Origin of the sequence: Rhodanobacter sp. DHB23 (genome assembly GCF_014842975.1) — a bacterium.
In the GTDB taxonomy this organism is placed as follows: domain Bacteria; phylum Pseudomonadota; class Gammaproteobacteria; order Xanthomonadales; family Rhodanobacteraceae; genus Rhodanobacter_A.
In genome coordinates this window covers 34,883-51,724 of the sequence record NZ_JACYXK010000018.1, presented here as the reverse complement: position 1 = coordinate 51,724, position 16,842 = coordinate 34,883, and the positions used below count along the sequence as shown (strand labels likewise).

At 68.7% G+C, this 16,842-nt stretch carries 18 protein-coding genes; 10 read left to right on the top strand and 8 right to left on the bottom strand.

Annotation, left to right across the window (positions count from 1 at the left end; genetic code table 11):
- The first annotated feature begins 177 nt into the window (after positions 1-177).
- Genes IHE47_RS02220 through greB form a run of 3 tightly spaced genes read left to right on the top strand, consistent with a single transcriptional unit; the run spans position 178 to position 2,530 of the window.
- Positions 178-1,425, top strand: coding sequence for a hypothetical protein (locus IHE47_RS02220; protein WP_192103784.1), 1,248 nt, complete (start codon positions 178-180; stop codon positions 1,423-1,425).
- Positions 1,422-2,030, top strand: a complete 609-nt coding sequence (locus IHE47_RS02215; RefSeq protein ID WP_343227423.1) for a DUF998 domain-containing protein — start codon at positions 1,422-1,424, stop codon at positions 2,028-2,030. The genes IHE47_RS02220 and IHE47_RS02215 overlap by 4 nt, the downstream gene beginning before the upstream one ends.
- Positions 2,027-2,530: a transcription elongation factor GreB gene (gene greB, locus IHE47_RS02210; RefSeq protein WP_192103782.1), complete on the top strand. Its 504-nt coding sequence runs from the start codon at positions 2,027-2,029 to the stop codon at positions 2,528-2,530. Before IHE47_RS02215 ends, greB begins: the two co-directional genes overlap by 4 nt.
- A gap of 6 nt (positions 2,531-2,536) precedes the next feature.
- Here greB and IHE47_RS02205 read toward each other — a convergent pair whose 3' ends face one another.
- The 3 genes from IHE47_RS02205 to rimO form a co-directional block, all read right to left on the bottom strand.
- Positions 2,537-3,565, bottom strand: a complete 1,029-nt coding sequence (locus IHE47_RS02205; RefSeq protein ID WP_225561565.1) for an ADP-ribosylglycohydrolase family protein — start codon at positions 3,563-3,565, stop codon at positions 2,537-2,539.
- A 163-nt stretch (positions 3,566-3,728) separates the two neighbouring features.
- Positions 3,729-4,553 carry a DUF3025 domain-containing protein gene (locus IHE47_RS02200; RefSeq protein WP_192103779.1) on the bottom strand — a complete coding sequence of 275 codons (825 nt, stop codon included), beginning with the start codon at positions 4,551-4,553 and terminating at the stop codon, positions 3,729-3,731.
- 150 nt (positions 4,554-4,703) lie between these two features.
- Positions 4,704-6,041, bottom strand: a complete 1,338-nt coding sequence (rimO, locus tag IHE47_RS02195) for a 30S ribosomal protein S12 methylthiotransferase RimO (RefSeq protein ID WP_192103777.1) — start codon at positions 6,039-6,041, stop codon at positions 4,704-4,706.
- 253 nt (positions 6,042-6,294) lie between these two features.
- Here rimO and IHE47_RS02190 point away from each other — a divergent pair, with 253 nt between their 5' ends.
- Both IHE47_RS02190 and IHE47_RS02185 read left to right on the top strand, forming a co-directional pair.
- Positions 6,295-6,966 (top strand): dienelactone hydrolase family protein, encoded by a 672-nt coding sequence (locus IHE47_RS02190; RefSeq protein WP_192103775.1) that lies wholly within the window; start codon positions 6,295-6,297, stop codon positions 6,964-6,966.
- Positions 6,963-7,388 (top strand): HIT family protein, encoded by a 426-nt coding sequence (locus tag IHE47_RS02185; protein WP_192103773.1) that lies wholly within the window; start codon positions 6,963-6,965, stop codon positions 7,386-7,388. Before IHE47_RS02190 ends, IHE47_RS02185 begins: the two co-directional genes overlap by 4 nt.
- 187 nt (positions 7,389-7,575) lie before the next feature.
- Here IHE47_RS02185 and IHE47_RS02180 read toward each other — a convergent pair whose 3' ends face one another.
- The 4 genes from IHE47_RS02180 to apbC all read right to left on the bottom strand — a co-directional run bounded on the left by IHE47_RS02180 (position 7,576) and on the right by apbC (position 10,569).
- Entirely contained in the window at positions 7,576-8,085 is a 510-nt protein-coding gene (locus IHE47_RS02180; protein ID WP_192103771.1) for a hypothetical protein, read from the bottom strand.
- 86 nt (positions 8,086-8,171) lie between these two features.
- Positions 8,172-8,741, bottom strand: a complete 570-nt coding sequence (dcd, locus tag IHE47_RS02175; RefSeq protein WP_192103769.1) for a dCTP deaminase — start codon at positions 8,739-8,741, stop codon at positions 8,172-8,174.
- 179 nt (positions 8,742-8,920) lie between these two features.
- A complete protein-coding gene (locus tag IHE47_RS02170) occupies positions 8,921-9,478 on the bottom strand; it encodes an NADPH-dependent FMN reductase (RefSeq protein ID WP_192103766.1) in 558 nt (185 codons plus the stop codon).
- Entirely contained in the window at positions 9,475-10,569 is a 1,095-nt protein-coding gene (gene apbC, locus IHE47_RS02165) for an iron-sulfur cluster carrier protein ApbC (RefSeq protein ID WP_192103896.1), read from the bottom strand. The genes IHE47_RS02170 and apbC overlap by 4 nt, the downstream gene beginning before the upstream one ends.
- A gap of 150 nt (positions 10,570-10,719) precedes the next feature.
- Here apbC and IHE47_RS02160 point away from each other — a divergent pair, with 150 nt between their 5' ends.
- Complete coding sequence (locus tag IHE47_RS02160; RefSeq protein WP_192103765.1) at positions 10,720-11,190, top strand: DUF2147 domain-containing protein; 471 nt, start codon at positions 10,720-10,722, stop codon at positions 11,188-11,190.
- Between the two features lie 137 nt (positions 11,191-11,327).
- On the opposite strand, the gene IHE47_RS02155 is transcribed toward IHE47_RS02160, so the two are convergent.
- A complete protein-coding gene (locus IHE47_RS02155; protein WP_192103763.1) occupies positions 11,328-12,059 on the bottom strand; it encodes a hypothetical protein in 732 nt (243 codons plus the stop codon).
- 629 nt (positions 12,060-12,688) lie between these two features.
- Between IHE47_RS02155 and metG the strand changes: the two genes are divergently transcribed.
- From metG to IHE47_RS02135, 4 genes are all read left to right on the top strand, one after another.
- Positions 12,689-14,782, top strand: a complete 2,094-nt coding sequence (metG, locus tag IHE47_RS02150; RefSeq protein WP_192103761.1) for a methionine--tRNA ligase — start codon at positions 12,689-12,691, stop codon at positions 14,780-14,782.
- A 58-nt stretch (positions 14,783-14,840) separates the two neighbouring features.
- Positions 14,841-15,446, top strand: coding sequence for an RnfABCDGE type electron transport complex subunit B (locus IHE47_RS02145; protein ID WP_192103754.1), 606 nt, complete (start codon positions 14,841-14,843; stop codon positions 15,444-15,446).
- On the top strand, positions 15,443-16,081 hold the full coding sequence (nth, locus tag IHE47_RS02140) for an endonuclease III (RefSeq protein ID WP_192103752.1): 639 nt from the start codon (positions 15,443-15,445) through the stop codon (positions 16,079-16,081). The genes IHE47_RS02145 and nth overlap by 4 nt, the downstream gene beginning before the upstream one ends.
- Positions 16,082-16,166: 85 nt before the next feature.
- Positions 16,167-16,832, top strand: coding sequence for a response regulator (locus IHE47_RS02135; RefSeq protein ID WP_192103750.1), 666 nt, complete (start codon positions 16,167-16,169; stop codon positions 16,830-16,832).
- Positions 16,833-16,842: the final 10 nt, after the last annotated feature.

Genomic DNA, 16,842 nt, shown 5'->3' with positions numbered 1-16,842 from the left:
GGACACCATAGCCGGCGGGATCGGCATACTCAATGAACCGGAGCCGCGCATGCCGTGGCTACAATCCCGCTTCGACCCGGAACAATGGAATGCCCATGACCGACATCCAGCCCGGCCGCGACGAACGCGCCGGCACCCTGCGCGATTCGCGCCGCGACAGGCACTGAGGTTCCCACGATGCCGCGCATCGAAGTGGTATCCGCCAATACCCCGTTCGGCGAACGCCTCGCCGCAGGCTTCGGCTATCCGTTGCGCGGCGCCGGCCTGGCCACCTGCACCGCGCTGGCGCTGACGCATTACGCGAGCTACCTGCCTGCCATCGGCATGCTGGCCAACCTGTTGGTGTGGGCCGCCACCTGGCGCTACGCCGCCGACTGCATGCAGCACACCGCGAACGGCTACGCCAATCCGCCCGACGTCGGCGTGGACGAGGCCGGCACGGCCGGCTGGGCACTCACCCTGATCCATCTGGTGGCCGGTGCGCTGTTCATCGCCTGCGGCATGCTGGCCCCGGCCACGCTGTGGCTGCTGGTTCCCGTGCTGGTACTGGCGTTGCCGGCCATCGACATGTCGCTGGCCTTCGAAGGCAATGTGCTGCACGCGCTCAACCCGACCACCTGGGCGCGCATCGCGCACGGCTTCGGCGGCGCCTACTTCGTGCCGGTGGCGATCAACCTCCTGCTGGGCGCGCTGATCGCGCTGGCCACGCTCACTTCCAGCCTGTTGCCGCACTTCCTCGCGCTGCCGCTGTTCGGCTTCGCCTATACGTACCTGATCGTGCTGGCCTTCCACCTGATGGGCGTCCTGATCCACCAGCGCCACGAACGCTTCGGGCTGGAACCCGAGGCGCCGAAGCTCGCCAAGGCCATCGGCCAGGACGCGGACAGTCGCCTCGTCGATGAAGCACGCACGCTGGCCGACAGCGATCCCGTCGCAGCGTTGCAGCAGTTGGCCGAACGCCTGCGCCAGCGCACCGCACCGGCGCCGGTACACCAGCTCTACCGCGAGCTGTTGCGCCGCAAGGACCTGCGCGACGACCTGCTGGTGCACGGCCAGATCTGGATTGCCGCGCTGATCGCGCAGGATGAGGCGCGCCGCGCACTGGGCGTACTGCAGGAATGCTGCACCATCGACCCCGCCTTCGTCCCCGACGACCCGCGCACCTGCGGCGAACTGGCCGACCTCGCCGCGCGCATCGGCATGGAGCGCCTCGCCATCCAGCTCGGCCGCGGCTACCTCGCGCACTGGCCGCGCGACGAACGCGCACCGCACTACGGCCTGCTCGTCGCGCGCCTGCTGGGCGCGCAGGCCGAGCGCCGCACCGAAGCCATCGTGCTGCTGCAAAAGCTCGCCAACGCCTGGCCCGAGCACCCGCTGCGCAACGACATCGCCGCCTTGCAACGGCAACTGGCGGGTGCCGCGTGAGCATCGGCAAACCCGCGGCCGCCCTCGCGCTCGCCGGCATGCTCGCCTTCCTCACCACCGGCATCGCCGCGCAATGCCTGCGCCCCGACCTCGACTGGATGCGCGTGCCCAACAGCTTCTACCTGATCGGCCCGTGGGGCAGCATGGTGCGCGCCGGCTATTACGCGCTGGCGCTGGGCCTGGCGCTGTTCGGCGCGAGCGCCTATCGCACGCTGGCGCCCGCGGCACGCAGCGCGGCGCCGTTGCTGTTGTTCGTCGCAGGCGGGGCAGCGCTGGCGCTCACCGCCATCGAAACCACCGACACCTGGAACCATCCGCCCACGCTGCACGGCTACGTGCACGGCATCGCGGCGCAAACCGCCTTCCTATGCACCGCCGCCGCGATGCTGCTGCAAAGCTGGCGACTGCGCGGCGACATGCGCTGGCGCCACTGGTTCCGCCCCGCGTTCGGCTACGCCGCAATGTGTTTCGTGCTGCTGTGGGTGCAGGCCTTCTGGCGCGCGCTGCCCCGCGGCCTCAGCCAGAAAGCGTTGATCCTGTTGATGCTGGGCTGGCTGGTCGCCGCCGCGTGGCAACTGCTGCGCCACGGGGAGGCGAGCGCATGAGCCGCTGGCGCCCGCCCTCACCCGGCTCCACGGCCATCATCACCCGGGCCGGCTTCGAGAAACTCAAGGCCGAACTCGACCACCTGTGGCACACGCTGCGCCCCGAAGTGGTGAAGGCCCTGGCCGCCGCCGCCGCGGAAGGCGACCGCTCGGAAAACGCCGAGTACACCTACCGCAAGAAGCAGCTCGGCGAGATCGACCGCCGCGTGCGTTACCTCAGCAAGCGCATCCCCGCGCTCAAGGTGGCCGAAGGCGCGCCCGCGGATCGCGAGGCGGTGTTCTTCGGCGCCAGCATCGCGCTGGAAAACCTAGGCAGCGGCGAAGAGGTCGTCTACCGCATCGTCGGCCCCGACGAAACCGACGCCAGGCTGGGCTGGATCAGCATCGACTCGCCGCTGGCGCGCGCGGTATTGAAGAAGCGGCTGGACGACGAATTCGAGGCGGAGTTGCCCGGGGGGCGCACGCGGTTCCTGATCGTGGAAGTGCGCTACGCAACCTGAAACGCCTTACCCGGCCTGCTCCGCCAGCGCCTTCGCCAGTGCCAGGTATTCCTCGCTCCTTTCCAGCCCCGCGATGAAACGCTCGGGGATCGCCTCCAGCCCGCCGATGGCGCCGCACAGCGCGCCGGCGAGCATGGCACGCGCCTGGTTCTGCCCGCCCGCGTTCACCGCACTGAGCACGCCCTGCTCCACGTCGCCCTGGAAGCGCGCCGCGAGGTAGTAGGCCGCGGGGAACTGGTGGTACACCGCGCACGGCAGGCCGTAGACCAGGCCCACCTTCGACGCCGGCTCGATGACGACGCCCGGATCGTGCGCCGCCAAGGCGATGGACGACACCGTGAGCAAGGCATCGGGCGACGCGAACTGCCCCGCCTGCAAGGGCGCTTCGGCACCTTGCGGCACGCCCAGCCCTCCGCTGGTCACGCTGTGGAACGGCAGCTCGCCGGACTTCACCAGGCCCATCAACCGGCCGGACAAGTCCGCGTCCAGCGGCACGCCGTCCGCCAGTTGCCCCAGCACCGCGGCAAACGCCAGCGTCATCGCCGCCACCGTGGGATCGCGCTGGGTGAGCGCCACGTTGCTGCTCACGTGCTGCGCCAGCAGCGCCGGCTCGCCCGCGTAGCGCAACGCGATCGCCAGCACCCGCTCCGCCGCCTCGGTGGTATCCGCCAGCCCCGCCACCTGTCCCCACGGCAGGCCGGCATGGCGCTTGCGCCACGCCTCGCGGACCGACTGGCTGGTGTAGCCGCCCGGCCCGGCCATCGGCGTGCCGTCCAGCAGCGGGAACAGTTCGCGGTCCATCCGCGCGCAGAAGTCCGCTTCGTCGTAACCCTTGCGCTCGACCAGCGAACGCAGCGTCAACGCCAGGATGAATCCCGCCTGCGACGAAGCGCCCGCCGGCAAGCCCGCGTGGTAGCGCCCCGGCTTCGGTGCCGTGTAGTCGCCGACCCACTCGCCGTAGTCGCGCCTCAGTGCATCGAGGTCGTAGTACCAGTGCGGGCCCAGAGCCAATGCGTCGCCGATGAAGGCGCCCATCACGGCGCCCTGGATGCGGCTTCTCCGCGAAACACGGGATGGGGTTTGCGGCATTTCGAAAGGCCTGCGACGTGGCGACAAAGAAGACATCCTACGCCACGATAAATCCCGCGCGCCCGACGCTCCACCGAAGCATGGCCTCCCATGCCCCGCATGCCGCCACTCAACCGCCCCTCGATCCAATCGCTGCCGGGTAGCGCCGCTCCGCCCTGACCGGCTGGAAACACGCCGCCTCACGAAAGAACGCCTCCCGCCCATTATCCACATGCCAGCCAGGCACGCCGGCCAGCGGCAAGGGCCGCAGCTCCAGTGGATCGCACAGCACCTTGCCTGCTCCAATCGCCCGCGCACAGGCGCCGGTGGCCGCCGCCAGCGATGCGTCAGGGTCCGCCACCACCAAAGCCTTTCCAACCAGCAACTGCCCCGGCGTCAGCGCGTGCTCGAGCAGGGCATGACCGAACAACTCCACCTGTATGCGACCATCCAGCCATGCCTTGCGCTCGCGCCAAAACAGGCCATGCCAGTCATGCGCGTCCCACAGCGCGAGCAGCGCCGGATCGCGCAGCGCGACCACCACGCCGGCTTCGTCGAAGTGGGTGAGCGCGTACTGAGCCCTTGAGCGCTGCCTGGGCCCCATGTGGGCGATCTCGGTCATCTGCCGCGCATTGAGTGCGCGCTTCAGGGCCGGATGGCGCAGCCAGATGAGGGCGTTGAACAGGTCGTGCCAGTTGTTTTCGCGGGTGGCGATTTCGCCGCGCTCGGCGATGCGCTGTTCGTAGTGCAGGCCGTCGGCGAGCAGTTCGCGGGTTTGCGCCGCGAAGTGCTCGCGCGCATCGGCAGGCCAGCGCACGTTGAGCGATTCGATGGATGGCCAGGCGTGGCCCTCGATCAGGTCGGCGTATTCGCGCCATGCCGCCAATGGCAGTTGCCCGAATACCTGCGGATCAACCGCATCGCGGACGGGTGCGATGTAGCGGGTTTTCTTCATGCGCCTGCCAGACACCTCGAAAACCTTGCCGCCGTCACTCGAGCGAGGCGCGCTTCAACAGCCGAAGGCTGGTCAAGCGGGAATGGCGAGCAAAGAGCGGCTTTGATGTTGCTTCGCCTGCATGCCATGCCCTCCTCCCCGGCCGTGCTTTCAGACCACCTTGAGCGCCGGATGTGCCAGGCGCGCATGCAAGTCGTGCTCGCTGGCGGTCTCCACCACCACGTCGACGAACTGGCCGGGCTTGAGATGCTGGCCATCGGCGATCAGCACGCTGCCATCGATCTCCGGCGCGTCGGCGGCGGAGCGCGCCACAGCGCCTTCGGCGTTCGCCTCGTCCACCAGCACCCTGAGCGTGCGGCCGATCTTGCGCTGCAGCTTGGCGGCGGAGATTTCCGCCTGCACCGCCATGAACTGTTCGAGGCGGTCTTCCTTCAGCTCCTCGGACACGGCGCCGGGCAGCTCGTTGGCCTTGGCGCCGTCCACCGGCGAGTAGGCGAAGGCGCCCACGCGGTCCAGCTCGGCTTCGCGCAGGAAGTCCAGCAGTTCCTCGAACTCCGCATCCGTCTCGCCGGGGAAGCCGACGATGAAGGTGCTGCGGATGGTGAGGTCGGGCACCAGCCTGCGCCAGTTGCGGATGCGCTCCAGCGTCTTGTCGATGTTGCCGGGGCGCTTCATCAGCTTGAGGATGCGCGGGCTGGCGTGCTGGAACGGAATATCCAGGTACGGGAGGATCCTGCCCTCGGCCATCAGCGGCATCACCTCGTCCACGTGCGGGTACGGGTAGACGTAATGCAGGCGGGTCCACACGCCGAGTTCGGCCAGGCCTTCGCACAGCTCGGTCATGCGCGTGCGGTACGCCTTGCCGCGCCATTCGCGCTCGGCGTACTTGAGGTCGACGCCGTAGGCGCTGGTGTCCTGCGAGATCACCAGCAGCTCCTTCACGCCGCCCTTCACCAGCTTCTCAGCCTCCAGCAGCACCTGGTCCACCGGGCGCGAGACGAGGTCGCCACGCATGGACGGGATGATGCAGAAGCTGCAGCGGTGGTTGCAGCCTTCGGAAATCTTCAGGTACGCGTAGTGCTTGGGGGTCAGCTTGACGCCGGTGTCCGGCACGATGTCGAGGAACTTGTTGCGCACCGGCGGCAGCGCCTCGTGCACCGCATGCATCACGCTGGCGTAGTCCTGCGGGCCGCTGATCGAGAGCACGTCGGGGTAGGCTTCGCGGATCAGCTCGGCGCGCTTGCCGAGGCAGCCGGTGACGATCACCTTGCCGTTCTCGTGCAAGGCGGTGCCGATGGAGTCCAGCGACTCCTGCACCGCGGCGTCGATGAAGCCGCAGGTGTTCACCACCACGGCGTCGGCCTCGCCGTAGCTGGGCACGATCTCGTAGCCCTCGACCTTGAGCTGGGTGAGGATGCGCTCGGAATCCACCAGCGCCTTGGGACAGCCGAGGCTGACGAAACCGATTTTCTGCGTGGCCTGCGACATGGCGGCGGCAACCGTGGGGAATGGGGAAACTGTCAATTATACGGCCATGCCGCCCTTCTCCCCTCTCCCTTTGGGAGAGGGGCTGGGGGAGAGGGTGCGGGCAGCGCGCATGGATGAAACCTTGCGACCAGATTCAACCGCGCGCTCCGCCCGAACCCTCACCCGCCCTGTCGGGCACCCTCTCCCGGGGGGAGAGGGACTCACCGCCCGCGGCCGGCTAGAATCACCGCATCCACGCCACGGAGACGTCGCCATGGGTCAGCACATCCACATCCCCACCTCGCGCACGCAATGCATCGGCGGCTACCTCGCCCAGCCCGAAGGCAAGCCTAAGGGCGGCATCGTGGTGGTGCAGGAGATCTTCGGCGTCACCGCGCACATCCGCGGCGTGGCCGACCGCTTCGCCGCAGCCGGCTACACCGCGATCGCCCCGGCCTTCTTCGACCACCTCGAATCCTGGCTGGAACTGGACTACGACGAGACGGGCATGGCACGCGGCAAGGCGCTGGTCTACGAGCTGGGGCTGGACCGCCCACTGGAGGACGTGGCCAGCGCCGCCGAATCCATCGCCTCGTCCGGCAAGGTCGGCGTGGTGGGCTTTTGCTGGGGCGGCACGATCGCCCTGCTTTCCGCGCTGCGGCTGGGCCTGCCCGCGGTGAGCTACTACGGCGCGCGCAACGTGCCCTTCCTGGTGGAACAGCCGAAGGCGCCGGTGATGTTCCACTTCGGCGAGAACGATCCTTCGATCCCGCCCGAGGCAGTGGCGCAGCACCGCGAGCTGCTGCCGCGGATGGAAACCTTCGTCTATCCCGGCGCGGGCCACGCCTTCAACCGCGACGCCGACCCGCACTACCACGAACCCAGCGCGAAGCTGGCCTGGCAGCGCACGCTGGCCTTCTTCGACCAGCAACTGGCCGGCGCATGAGCGCAACGACGTTCGCGCTCGACCCGCGCCTGGAAGCCGACACCCGCCACGTCGCCACCTTGCCGCTGTGCGAGCTGCGCCTGATGGACGACGCGCGCTTCGCGTGGCTGGTGCTGGTGCCGCGCCGCGCCGGCATGGTGGAAGTGGCCGACCTTGCCGACGACGAACAGCTGCAGCTGTGGCAGGAAAGCAACCGGTGTGCCGCCGCGCTGCGCGCCGTGGCGCCCTGCGACAAGCTCAATCTCGGCGCACTGGGCAACATCGTGCGCCAGCTGCACCTGCACGTGGTGGCGCGCACGCAGGGCGACGCAGCCTGGCCGGGCCCGGTGTGGAGCAGTGGTGCAGCCGTGCCGTATGCGACCGACGCGCTGGCCACGCGGCTGGATGCGTTGCGGCAGGAGCTCGAACGCGACCAAGGTTGATCGCAAGCCTTTCTGAAGAGTGCGGCCATGGATGGCCGCCCATTTGATTCTCGCGATCAGGGATGATCGCAAAGACCAAGATTAAAGTGCGGCCATGAATGGCCGCCCGTTTGATTCTCGCGATCAGGGATGATCGCAAAAACAAAGCCCGCGGATCGCTCCGCGGGCTTTCTCGTGAACCGCCGGATCAGTGGCCCTGCTGCTGCGCAGCCTGGTCCACGGAGTCGCAGCCGGCCGCGGTCTTGCACTGCTGGCCGTCGTCGATCTTCACCGGCGCGTGGTGGTCTTCGAGCTCGCGCGCCTTGGTGTTGATCGCGTTGATCTCGGTGAGCTGGCCATCCTTGTCGTAGTACACGGTGAAACCGTAGTCGATGGCCATGCGCGCCATGTACTGCAGATGCACCTTGCGCACCTTGGAGTCGTCGCTGGGCATCAGCAGGACGGTCTTGGGCAGCTTGTGGGTGTCCTTGAGGTAGGCGAAGTGGCTGCCGGCATCGACCGCCGACAGCACGGCGCCGTCGATCAGGAACTGGCCTTCCTTGTAGGCCTCGATGGTGGCGTCGAACTTGCCCTTCCACTGGGCCGCGTCGGCCTGTTGCTGCTTGACGCTGTACCTGTGGCAGCCGGTGAGCGCGAGCACGCTGCCGAGCACCAGCGCGGCGGCGGCACGGGCCAGGAGGGTGGAAAGACGGGTCATCGGGTTCTCCTGCAAAAAATGCGGTCGTGTGGCTTTGCGAGTTTAGTGCGCGCGGCGGCGCCGGCGCGCAGGCCTGGCGTGCCTGTTCAGGTACGCGGCAGGGTCACGCCCTGCTGGCCCTGGTACTTGCCGCCGCGGTCGCGGTAGCTGGTTTCGCAGGGCTCGTCGGATTCGAAGAACAGCATCTGCGCCACGCCTTCGTTGGCGTAGATCTTGGCGGGCAGCGGCGTGGTGTTGGAGAACTCCAGCGTCACGTGGCCCTCCCACTCCGGCTCCAGCGGCGTCACGTTGACGATGATGCCGCAGCGCGCGTAGGTGCTCTTGCCCAGGCACACCACCAGCACGTCGCGCGGGATGCGGAAGTACTCCACGGTGCGCGCCAGCGCGAAGGAGTTGGGCGGGATGATGCACACGTCCGAGGTCACGTCGACGAAGCTGTTCGGGTCGAACGCCTTGGGGTCGACGATGGTGGAGTTGATGTTGGTGAACACCTTGAACTCGCGCGCGCAGCGCACATCGTAGCCGTAGCTGGAGGTGCCCCAGGACACCGCGCGGTTGCCATCCGCGCCCTGCTTCACCTGGCCCGGCTCGAACGGCTCGATCATGCCGTGGCCCTCGGCCATGCGGCGGATCCACTTGTCGGACTTGATGCTCACGTGCGCTCCGCAGTCGGCGTGGCGCCCGGAAGTCCCGGGCGCAAAGCGGCAAAAATACATGGTCGGGGCGGCGTGACGCCAGCCGGCTGCCCTTTACTCCCCTCGCCCGCTTGCGGGAGAGGGGTCGGGGGAGAGGGCGCTCTATGAGTTTTCCCGCACACCGAAAAGCCCCCCTCTCCCTATCCCTCTCCCCCAACATGCGTTGGGGGAGAGGGGATCAATAGGCGCAACGCCGCGCGCACTTCCGCGCAGCGCTCCGCGCTGGCCAGCACCTGCTCCACCGTGCAGCCCGCACCCGGCAGCGCCACCGGAGACGGTTGCGTGCCCAGCAGCTCGGCCGACATGGTGCGCAGGATCTCGGCCAGCGCCTCCTGCGCGTGGTGCGAGCCGCGCGCCGAGGCATTGAGCAGCAGCACCGGCTTGCCGGGGAATTCCAGGCTGCCGACCAGCCAGTCCAGCAGGTTCTTGAACGCGCCGGGCACGCCATGGGCGTATTCGGGACAGGCGACCAGCAGCGCATCGGCCTGCCCCACCGCCGCGCGCAAGGCCAGCACGGAGTCAGGCAGGGGATCGCATTCGTCGTCGGGATTGAACAGCGGCAACGCGGCCAGGCCGTCGTACGGAACCAGCTCCAGCGATGCGGGCGCCAGTTGCCGCGCGGCTTCCAGCGCGGCGCGGTTGGACGAAACCCGGCGCAGGCTGCCGCACAGGCACAGCACGCGCCGCCGAGAACTCATGTGGCGGGTGCGCCCTGCACCACGATCTTGCCCAGCCCCAGCGACTTGTTGCGCGGCTGGCGCGACAGCCGGCCCGCCGCGTTGCGGGCGATCCCGCGGTAGCGCGCCGCGAGGTCGGAATCGGGCATCGCCACGACGGTGGGCGTGCCGCCGTCGGCCTGCTCGCGGATGCGGATGTCCAGCGGCAGCGAACCCAGGTACGGCACGCCGTACTGCTCCGCCATCCGCGCGCCACCGCCCTCGCCGAAGATGTGCTCCTCGTGGCCGCAGTTCGAGCAGACGTGGGTCGCCATGTTCTCCACGATGCCGAGCACCGGCACTTCCACCTTCTCGAACATCCTGAGCGCCTTGCGCGCATCCAGCAGGGCGATGTCCTGCGGCGTGGTGACGATCACCGCGCCGGCCACCGGCACCTTCTGCGACAGCGTGAGCTGGATGTCGCCGGTGCCGGGCGGCAGGTCGATCACCAGGTAGTCCAGCATGTCCCAGCGCGAGTCGGTAAGCAGTTGCATCATCGCCTGGGTCACCATCGGGCCGCGCCAGATCATTGGCGTCTCCTCGTCCACCAGGAAACCGATCGACATGGCCTGCAGGCCGTGCGCCTGCATCGGCGTGATGCTCTTGCCGTCGGGCGACTCCGGCCGGCCGGCGATGCCGAGCATGCGCGGCTGGCTGGGACCGTAGATGTCGGCGTCGAGCACGCCCACCTTCGCGCCCTCGGCCTGCAAGGCCAGCGCGAGGTTGGCCGACACCGTGGACTTGCCCACGCCGCCCTTGCCCGAGGCCACCACGATGATGTTCTTCACGTTGGGCAGCGGCGCCAGCGCGCCCTGCACCTTGTGCGGCTGGATGCGGCAGGTGACGGACACGACGGCCGATTCGATGGCGGGATCGGCCTCCAGCACCTGCTTCGCCTGTGCGGCCAGGGCCTCGGCGGCGCCCGCGGCGGGATAGCCGAGCAGCAGGTCCACCGATACCCGCGCCCCGTCCACGCCCACCGCGCGCACGGCCTCGGCCAGCGGCGCGCCGGTGTGGGGATCGGTGAGTTCGCCGAGCAATCGGCGCACCAAGGCTTCGTTCGCCTGCGTCATGTCGTGTCTGGATGCGGTGGGGAGCCATGCATTATGCCAGTCGTGGCGCTGGCGCCACCTGATGCAGGTCAGCTTGGCGCGATGCAGCTTGACGACTCCGGCCGGCATCGTCAGGCTCGATCCATACTGTCACGCACGGGGAGTGCCGCCATGAAACACGCTGTCCGTCTCGCCCTCGCCCTCGGCCTGCTGCTGGGCGCCGGCGCCGTTTCCGCCGCCGACGACACCAGCACGCCGGTCGGCACGTGGAAACAGGTGGACGACGTCACCGGCAAGCCGACCTCGATCCTGCAGATCACCGAATCCAACGGCGAACTGCAGGCCAGGGTGCTGCAGGTGATGAACGCCACGCCGGAAGACGTCGCGCGCGACGGCAACCCGCCGAAGTGCACCCAGTGCGATGGCGCGCGCAAGGACCAGCCCATCATCGGCATGACCATCATGTGGGGCGTGAGCAAGGACGGCGACGTGTGGGACGGCGGCCGGATCCTCGACCCCAAGAGCGGCAAGACCTACAAGGTCAAGCTCACGCTGAAGGACGCCGGCCGGAAACTCGACGTGCACGGCTACATCGGCTTCGCGCTGCTGGGGCGCAGCCAGACGTGGGACCGGCAGCAATAATCGCCGCGCCGACGCGGTTTGCGTCGATGCGATGAATACGGAAAACGCGGGCCCATGGCCCGCGTTTTCGTACCACCGATCCGCCGGTGGCGCCCAGCCGGCCCTGGGCAGGCAAGGCCAGTCCGGGTCCGCGGGGATCAGGCCTGGGTGCTGACCATCGTGCCGGAGGCGGACGCACCGCCCAGGTCGCTGGAAAGCGTCTGCAGGAAATTGCCCAGCGTGGCGCCGCTGGCCGCACCGCCCAGCGAGCCGACCAGGTTCTGGAAGCTCTGCTCCAGCGAGCCCAGCACGCTGCCGGAACTCCCGGCGGTCGACGCCGCCGACGCCGTGGACGAGTTCGCGGAGGAACCGTCGCTGGCCGAGTCGAGCTGGCTGATCAGGTTCTGCAGGTCGCTCTGCATCTGGCCACTGCCGCCGCCATGGTGGTGGTGCCCGCCGCGATGCCAGCCCCCCTGCTCGGCACCCTCGGTGCCGCTGGCCGCCGGGGCGGCCGCGGCCGTGGCCGACGCGCCCGCTGCCGCACCGGCGGCGGGCGTGCCGTCCGTGCCGGAAGGCGTGCTGGCGGTCTGGCCGCCTTGCGCCTGCAGCGCGCCCATCAGGGCCTGCATGAAGGCCGACATGGCCTGCTGCGGGTCCTGCGTCGAGGACGAGCTGGCCGTGCTGCTGCCCGTCGTCGTGCCGGCGCCCGAAGCGCTGGTGCCGCCGCCCACGCCGAGCGAGGACAAGGCCTGGAAGACCGAGCCGAACAGGCCGCCCGGCGGTGGCGCGTACCCCGTCGTGCCGGCGCCGCCGCTGGCCGCGCTGGTGCTGGCGGACTGGCTGAGCTGGGTCAGCCAGGGGTTGTTGCCTGAAATGGAATTGATCGTCATGGAGGGTTCTCGTGCGAAGTTGGACTGTCGATCAAGCCGCCGGACCCGGTGGCTTTCATCACACCAAGCCTCATCCATGCGGCGAGTGACGCAGACGCCCCGGTGGGAGCTCACGCAAGGCAGTCTCCAAGCAAGTTGTTGACCAAGACCGGCCGCCGCGCGTGGCGATGCCGTGTAAAGAAGCGTAATGCCATGCGCGACGCGGATTTACAGCATGCCCGGGCGGTCGTGGCGACGATGGATCGCCTGCCTGGCCGCGACGGAGCGGCACCATGCGTCGACGGGAGCCGCCGGCATTCCGGCGCGCACGCCGGTTTCATGACGATGCCACGCCAGGTGTGCAGCCCGCGTCACGGCGCCGCGCGGCGCTTCTGCAACGTCTCGGCGGAAGGACGGTACGGCCGGATGCCACACCATGCATGGTTGATCCGCATCGCATGCAAGCCCGGCGCGGCCGCGGCATCGGCGTTGCGCGGCGTCCATCGTCGAAATGGATCGTCCGCGCGGAGTCGCCGGCGGCTCCTCGCCCGCCGGCCGGGAAAACGCTGGCGACGATGCGGCCGGCTGCCGGGGTGGGCGGGCGACCCCGCATGCCATAATCGCGGACCCGCCCGCCTACACGAGACGCCATGTCCCGCCGCCTGCTCGTCACCAACGCCCTGCCCTACGCCAACGGCCCGCTGCACATGGGCCATCTGCTGGGCTATATCCAGGCCGACATCTGGGTGCGGGCGCAGCGCATGATGGGCAACGACGTGGCCTACGTGTGCGCCGACGACGCGCACGGCACGCCGATCATGCTGGCCGCGGAAAAGGCCGGCATGACCCCGGAAGACTTCATCGCCGGCATCCGCGTGGGCCACGAGGCCGACTTCGCCGCCTTCGGCGTGGCCTTCGACCATTACCACTCCACGCATTCCGAAGAGAACCGAGAGCTGTCCTCGCTGATCTACACGCGGCTGCGCGATGCGGGCTGCATCGCCCGCCGCGACATCCAGCAGCTGTTCGATCCCGAGAAGCAGATGTTCCTGCCGGACCGCTACATCAAGGGCACCTGCCCGAAATGCGGCGCGCCCGACCAGTACGGCGACAACTGCGAGAACTGCGGCGCCACCTACGCGCCCACCGACCTGATCAACCCGTACTCGGTGATGTCCGGCGCCACGCCGGTGCTGAAGGACTCGGAGCACTACTTCTTCGAGCTGGGCAAGTTCGAGGGTCTGCTGCGCGACTGGTTCGCCGGCAAGTATTCCAACGGCCGGCCAGTGGCGAACGCGGGCGTGGCAGCCAAGCTGCGCGAGTGGCTGGACGGCGGCCTGAGGGACTGGGACATCTCGCGCGACGCCCCCTACTTCGGCTTCCCCATCCCCGACGCGCCGGGCAAGTTCTTCTACGTGTGGCTGGACGCGCCGGTGGGCTACCTCGCCAGCTTCAAGGCGCTGTGCGACCGGACCGGCCTGAAGTTCGACGACTACCTCGGCACGGACAGCACCGCCGAGATGCACCACTTCATCGGCAAGGACATCATCAACTTCCACGGCCTGTTCTGGCCGGCGATGCTGCACGGCGCGGATTTCCGCACGCCCACCGCGCTGCACGTCAACGGCTACCTCACGGTGAACGGCGCGAAGATGTCCAAGTCGCGCGGCACCTTCATCCAGGCACGCACCTACCTCGACAGCGGGCTCAACCCCGAATACCTGCGCTACTACTTCGCCAGCCTGCTCAACGACACGCCGGTGGACGTCGACCTCGACCTCAAGGCGTTCGAGGAGCGCGTCAACTCGCACCTGGTCGGCAAGTGGGTGAACATCGCCAGCCGCACCGCGGGCTTCGTGCACAAATTCTTCGACGGCAAGCTGGCGGACAGCTTCGACGCGGGGCATGCCGCGCTGTGGCGGGACCTGCTCGCGCACTACGAAGGCATCGAGGCGTTGTACGAGGGCGGCGAATTCGCCGAACTCACCCGACGCTTCGTGCTGATGGCCGACCTGGTCAACGGCCACATCGCCGAGAAGGCGCCGTGGACGATGGCCAAGGACGACGCGCGACGCGCCGAGCTGCACCAAGTATGCTCGTTCGCGCTGGCCGCGTTCCGCCTGCTCGCCGGCATGCTCAAGCCCATCGTGCCGGCCACCGTGGCGGCCGCCGAAGCGTTCCTCGCCGCGCCCATCACCACGTTCGCCGGTGCGCGCAGCGCGCTGCACGGCCACGCCATCCACGCCTTCGAACCGCTGCTCGCGCGCCTCGACCCCAAGCTGGTCGAAGCGATGGTCGAAGCCTCCAGGGAATCGCTGGGCGCACCTGCACCCGCCGCCGAACCGCCCAAGAAAAAGCCGATGAACGACACCGCCAAGCCTGCCGCCGCCCCTGCATCCACCGACGCGCCCGCCATCATTGCCATCGAGGATTTCGCGAAACTCGACCTGCGCGTGGGCAAGGTGCTGGCCTGCGAATTCGTGGAAGGCTCGGACAAGCTGCTGCGCTTCGAATTGGACGCCGGCGCGCTGGGCAAGCGCCAGATCTTCTCCGGCATCCGCGCCGCCTACGGCGAACCGGAAGAACTGATCGGCCGCAACGTGGTGTTCATCGCAAACCTCGCCCCGCGCAAGATGCGCTTCGGCCTGTCCGAAGGCATGATCCTCTCCGCCGGCGACGGCGGCAGCGACCTGTTCCTGCTTGACGCCGACCAAGGCGCCAAGCCGGGCGCCACGGTGCGCTGACCACTCCAACCTCCTCTCCCTTCCGGGAGAGGGCTGGGGTGAGGAGGCAACACTCGCCATGACGCATCAACTCGCCGACCGCATCGACGCCCTCCTGCCACAGACGCAATGCGAACAATGCGGCTACCACGGCTGCCGGCCCTATGCGGAAGCAATCGCGCGCGGCGAGGCAGAGATCAACCAATGCCCGCCCGGCGGCACAGCTGGCATCGCGAAGCTGGCGGCGCTGCTGGATCGGCCGGCGCTGCCGCTGAACCCCGCCAACGGCGTGGAGAAGCCACGCATGCTGGCCCGCGTGATCGAGGACGAATGCATTGGCTGCACCAAGTGCATCCAGGCCTGCCCGGTGGATGCGATCGTCGGCGCGGCCAAGCTGATGCACAGCGTGCTCGCCGACGACTGCACTGGCTGCGAACTGTGCGTACCGGCCTGTCCGGTGGACTGCATCGTGCTGGAGCCCATGCCGCCGGCGCAGATCGACCAGGTGCATGCTGACGCGGCGCGCGAACATTTCCGGCAGCGCGGAGCACGGCTGGCGCGCGAAGCCGCCGAGCGCGAAACGGAACTGGCCGCGCGCAAGGCCGCCGTGGATACCAGCACATCCGCCAACCCGGTACTGGCCGCGCTGGCGCGCGCCCGCGCCAAACAGGGCAAGACGCCATGAAACGCGCCGACGTGATCGAGCTGTTCACCCGCCTGCGCGAGCTGAATCCGCAGCCCACCACCGAGCTGGACTACAACACGCCGTTCGAGCTGCTGGTGGCCGTGGTGCTGTCCGCGCAGGCCACCGACGTGGGCGTGAACAAGGCGACGAAGAAGCTCTACCCCGTGGCTAACACGCCACAGGCCATCCTCGAGCTTGGCGAGGAAAAGCTGAAGAAGTACATCAGCACCATCGGCCTGTTCAACGCCAAGGCGAAGAACGTGATCGCGCTGTGCGGCATCCTGGTCGAGCAGCACGGCGGCGAGGTGCCGCGCACGCGCGAAGCGCTGGAAGCGCTGCCCGGCGTGGGCCGCAAGACCGCCAACGTGGTGCTCAACACCGCGTTTGGAGAACCGACCATCGCGGTGGACACGCACATCTTCCGCGTCGCCAACCGCACCGGCCTCGCCCCCGGCAAGGACGTGCGCGCGGTGGAGGACAAGCTGGAAAAGGTGGTGCCCGCCGAGTTCAAGCAGGATGCCCACCACTGGCTGATCCTGCACGGCCGCTACGTGTGCAAGGCGCGCAAGCCGGATTGCCCCGATTGCGTGATCCGCGACCTGTGCCGCTACAAGGACAAGACGCCGGCGGGCTGAGGCCTCCCGGGTTCCTTAAGGTTGGTGTAAGCCTCCATCGGCAAGATGCGTCGACAATGGCCCCGCAACCACCACAGGCAAGCCCATGCACATCATGCTGGTCGAGGACGATGCCGAGCTGGGCGAGGCCATCCGCCACGCCCTCGTGCAGCAATCCTGCGCGGTGACCTGGCTGCGCAACGGCCGCGAGGCCATGCTGGGGCTGGATGACCGGAGCGCCGACCTGGTGCTGCTCGACCTCGGCCTGCCGGACCGTGACGGCTTCGACGTGCTGGCCGAGGCGCGCCGCAAGGGCATCCGCACGCCGATCCTGGTGATGACCGCGCGCGACGGCCTCGAAGCCCGCGTGCGCGGCCTCGACCTCGGTGCCGACGACTACCTGGTCAAGCCGTTCCACCTGGAGGAGCTGTCGGCGCGCATCCGCTCGCTGGTCCGTCGCACCCGCGGCCTCGCCGACAACCTCATCGAGGCCGGCGACCTGCGCATGAACCTCGCCTCCGGCGAAGTGACGTTCCGCGGCACCGCGGTCACGCTGACGCGGCGCGAGTTCGCCCTGCTGCGCGCGCTGATGGAGCGCGCCGGCCGCATCGTGCACCGCGAAACGCTGGAGAACTCGGTGTACGGCATCGACAACCCGGTGGAAGGCAACGCGCTGGAGGTGCAGGTGCATTGGCTCCGGCGCAAACTCAGCGCGGACACCATCCGCACCGTGCGCGGCATCGGCTACATGCTGCCGCGCGAGCCCAGGTGAGCGCCGCCGC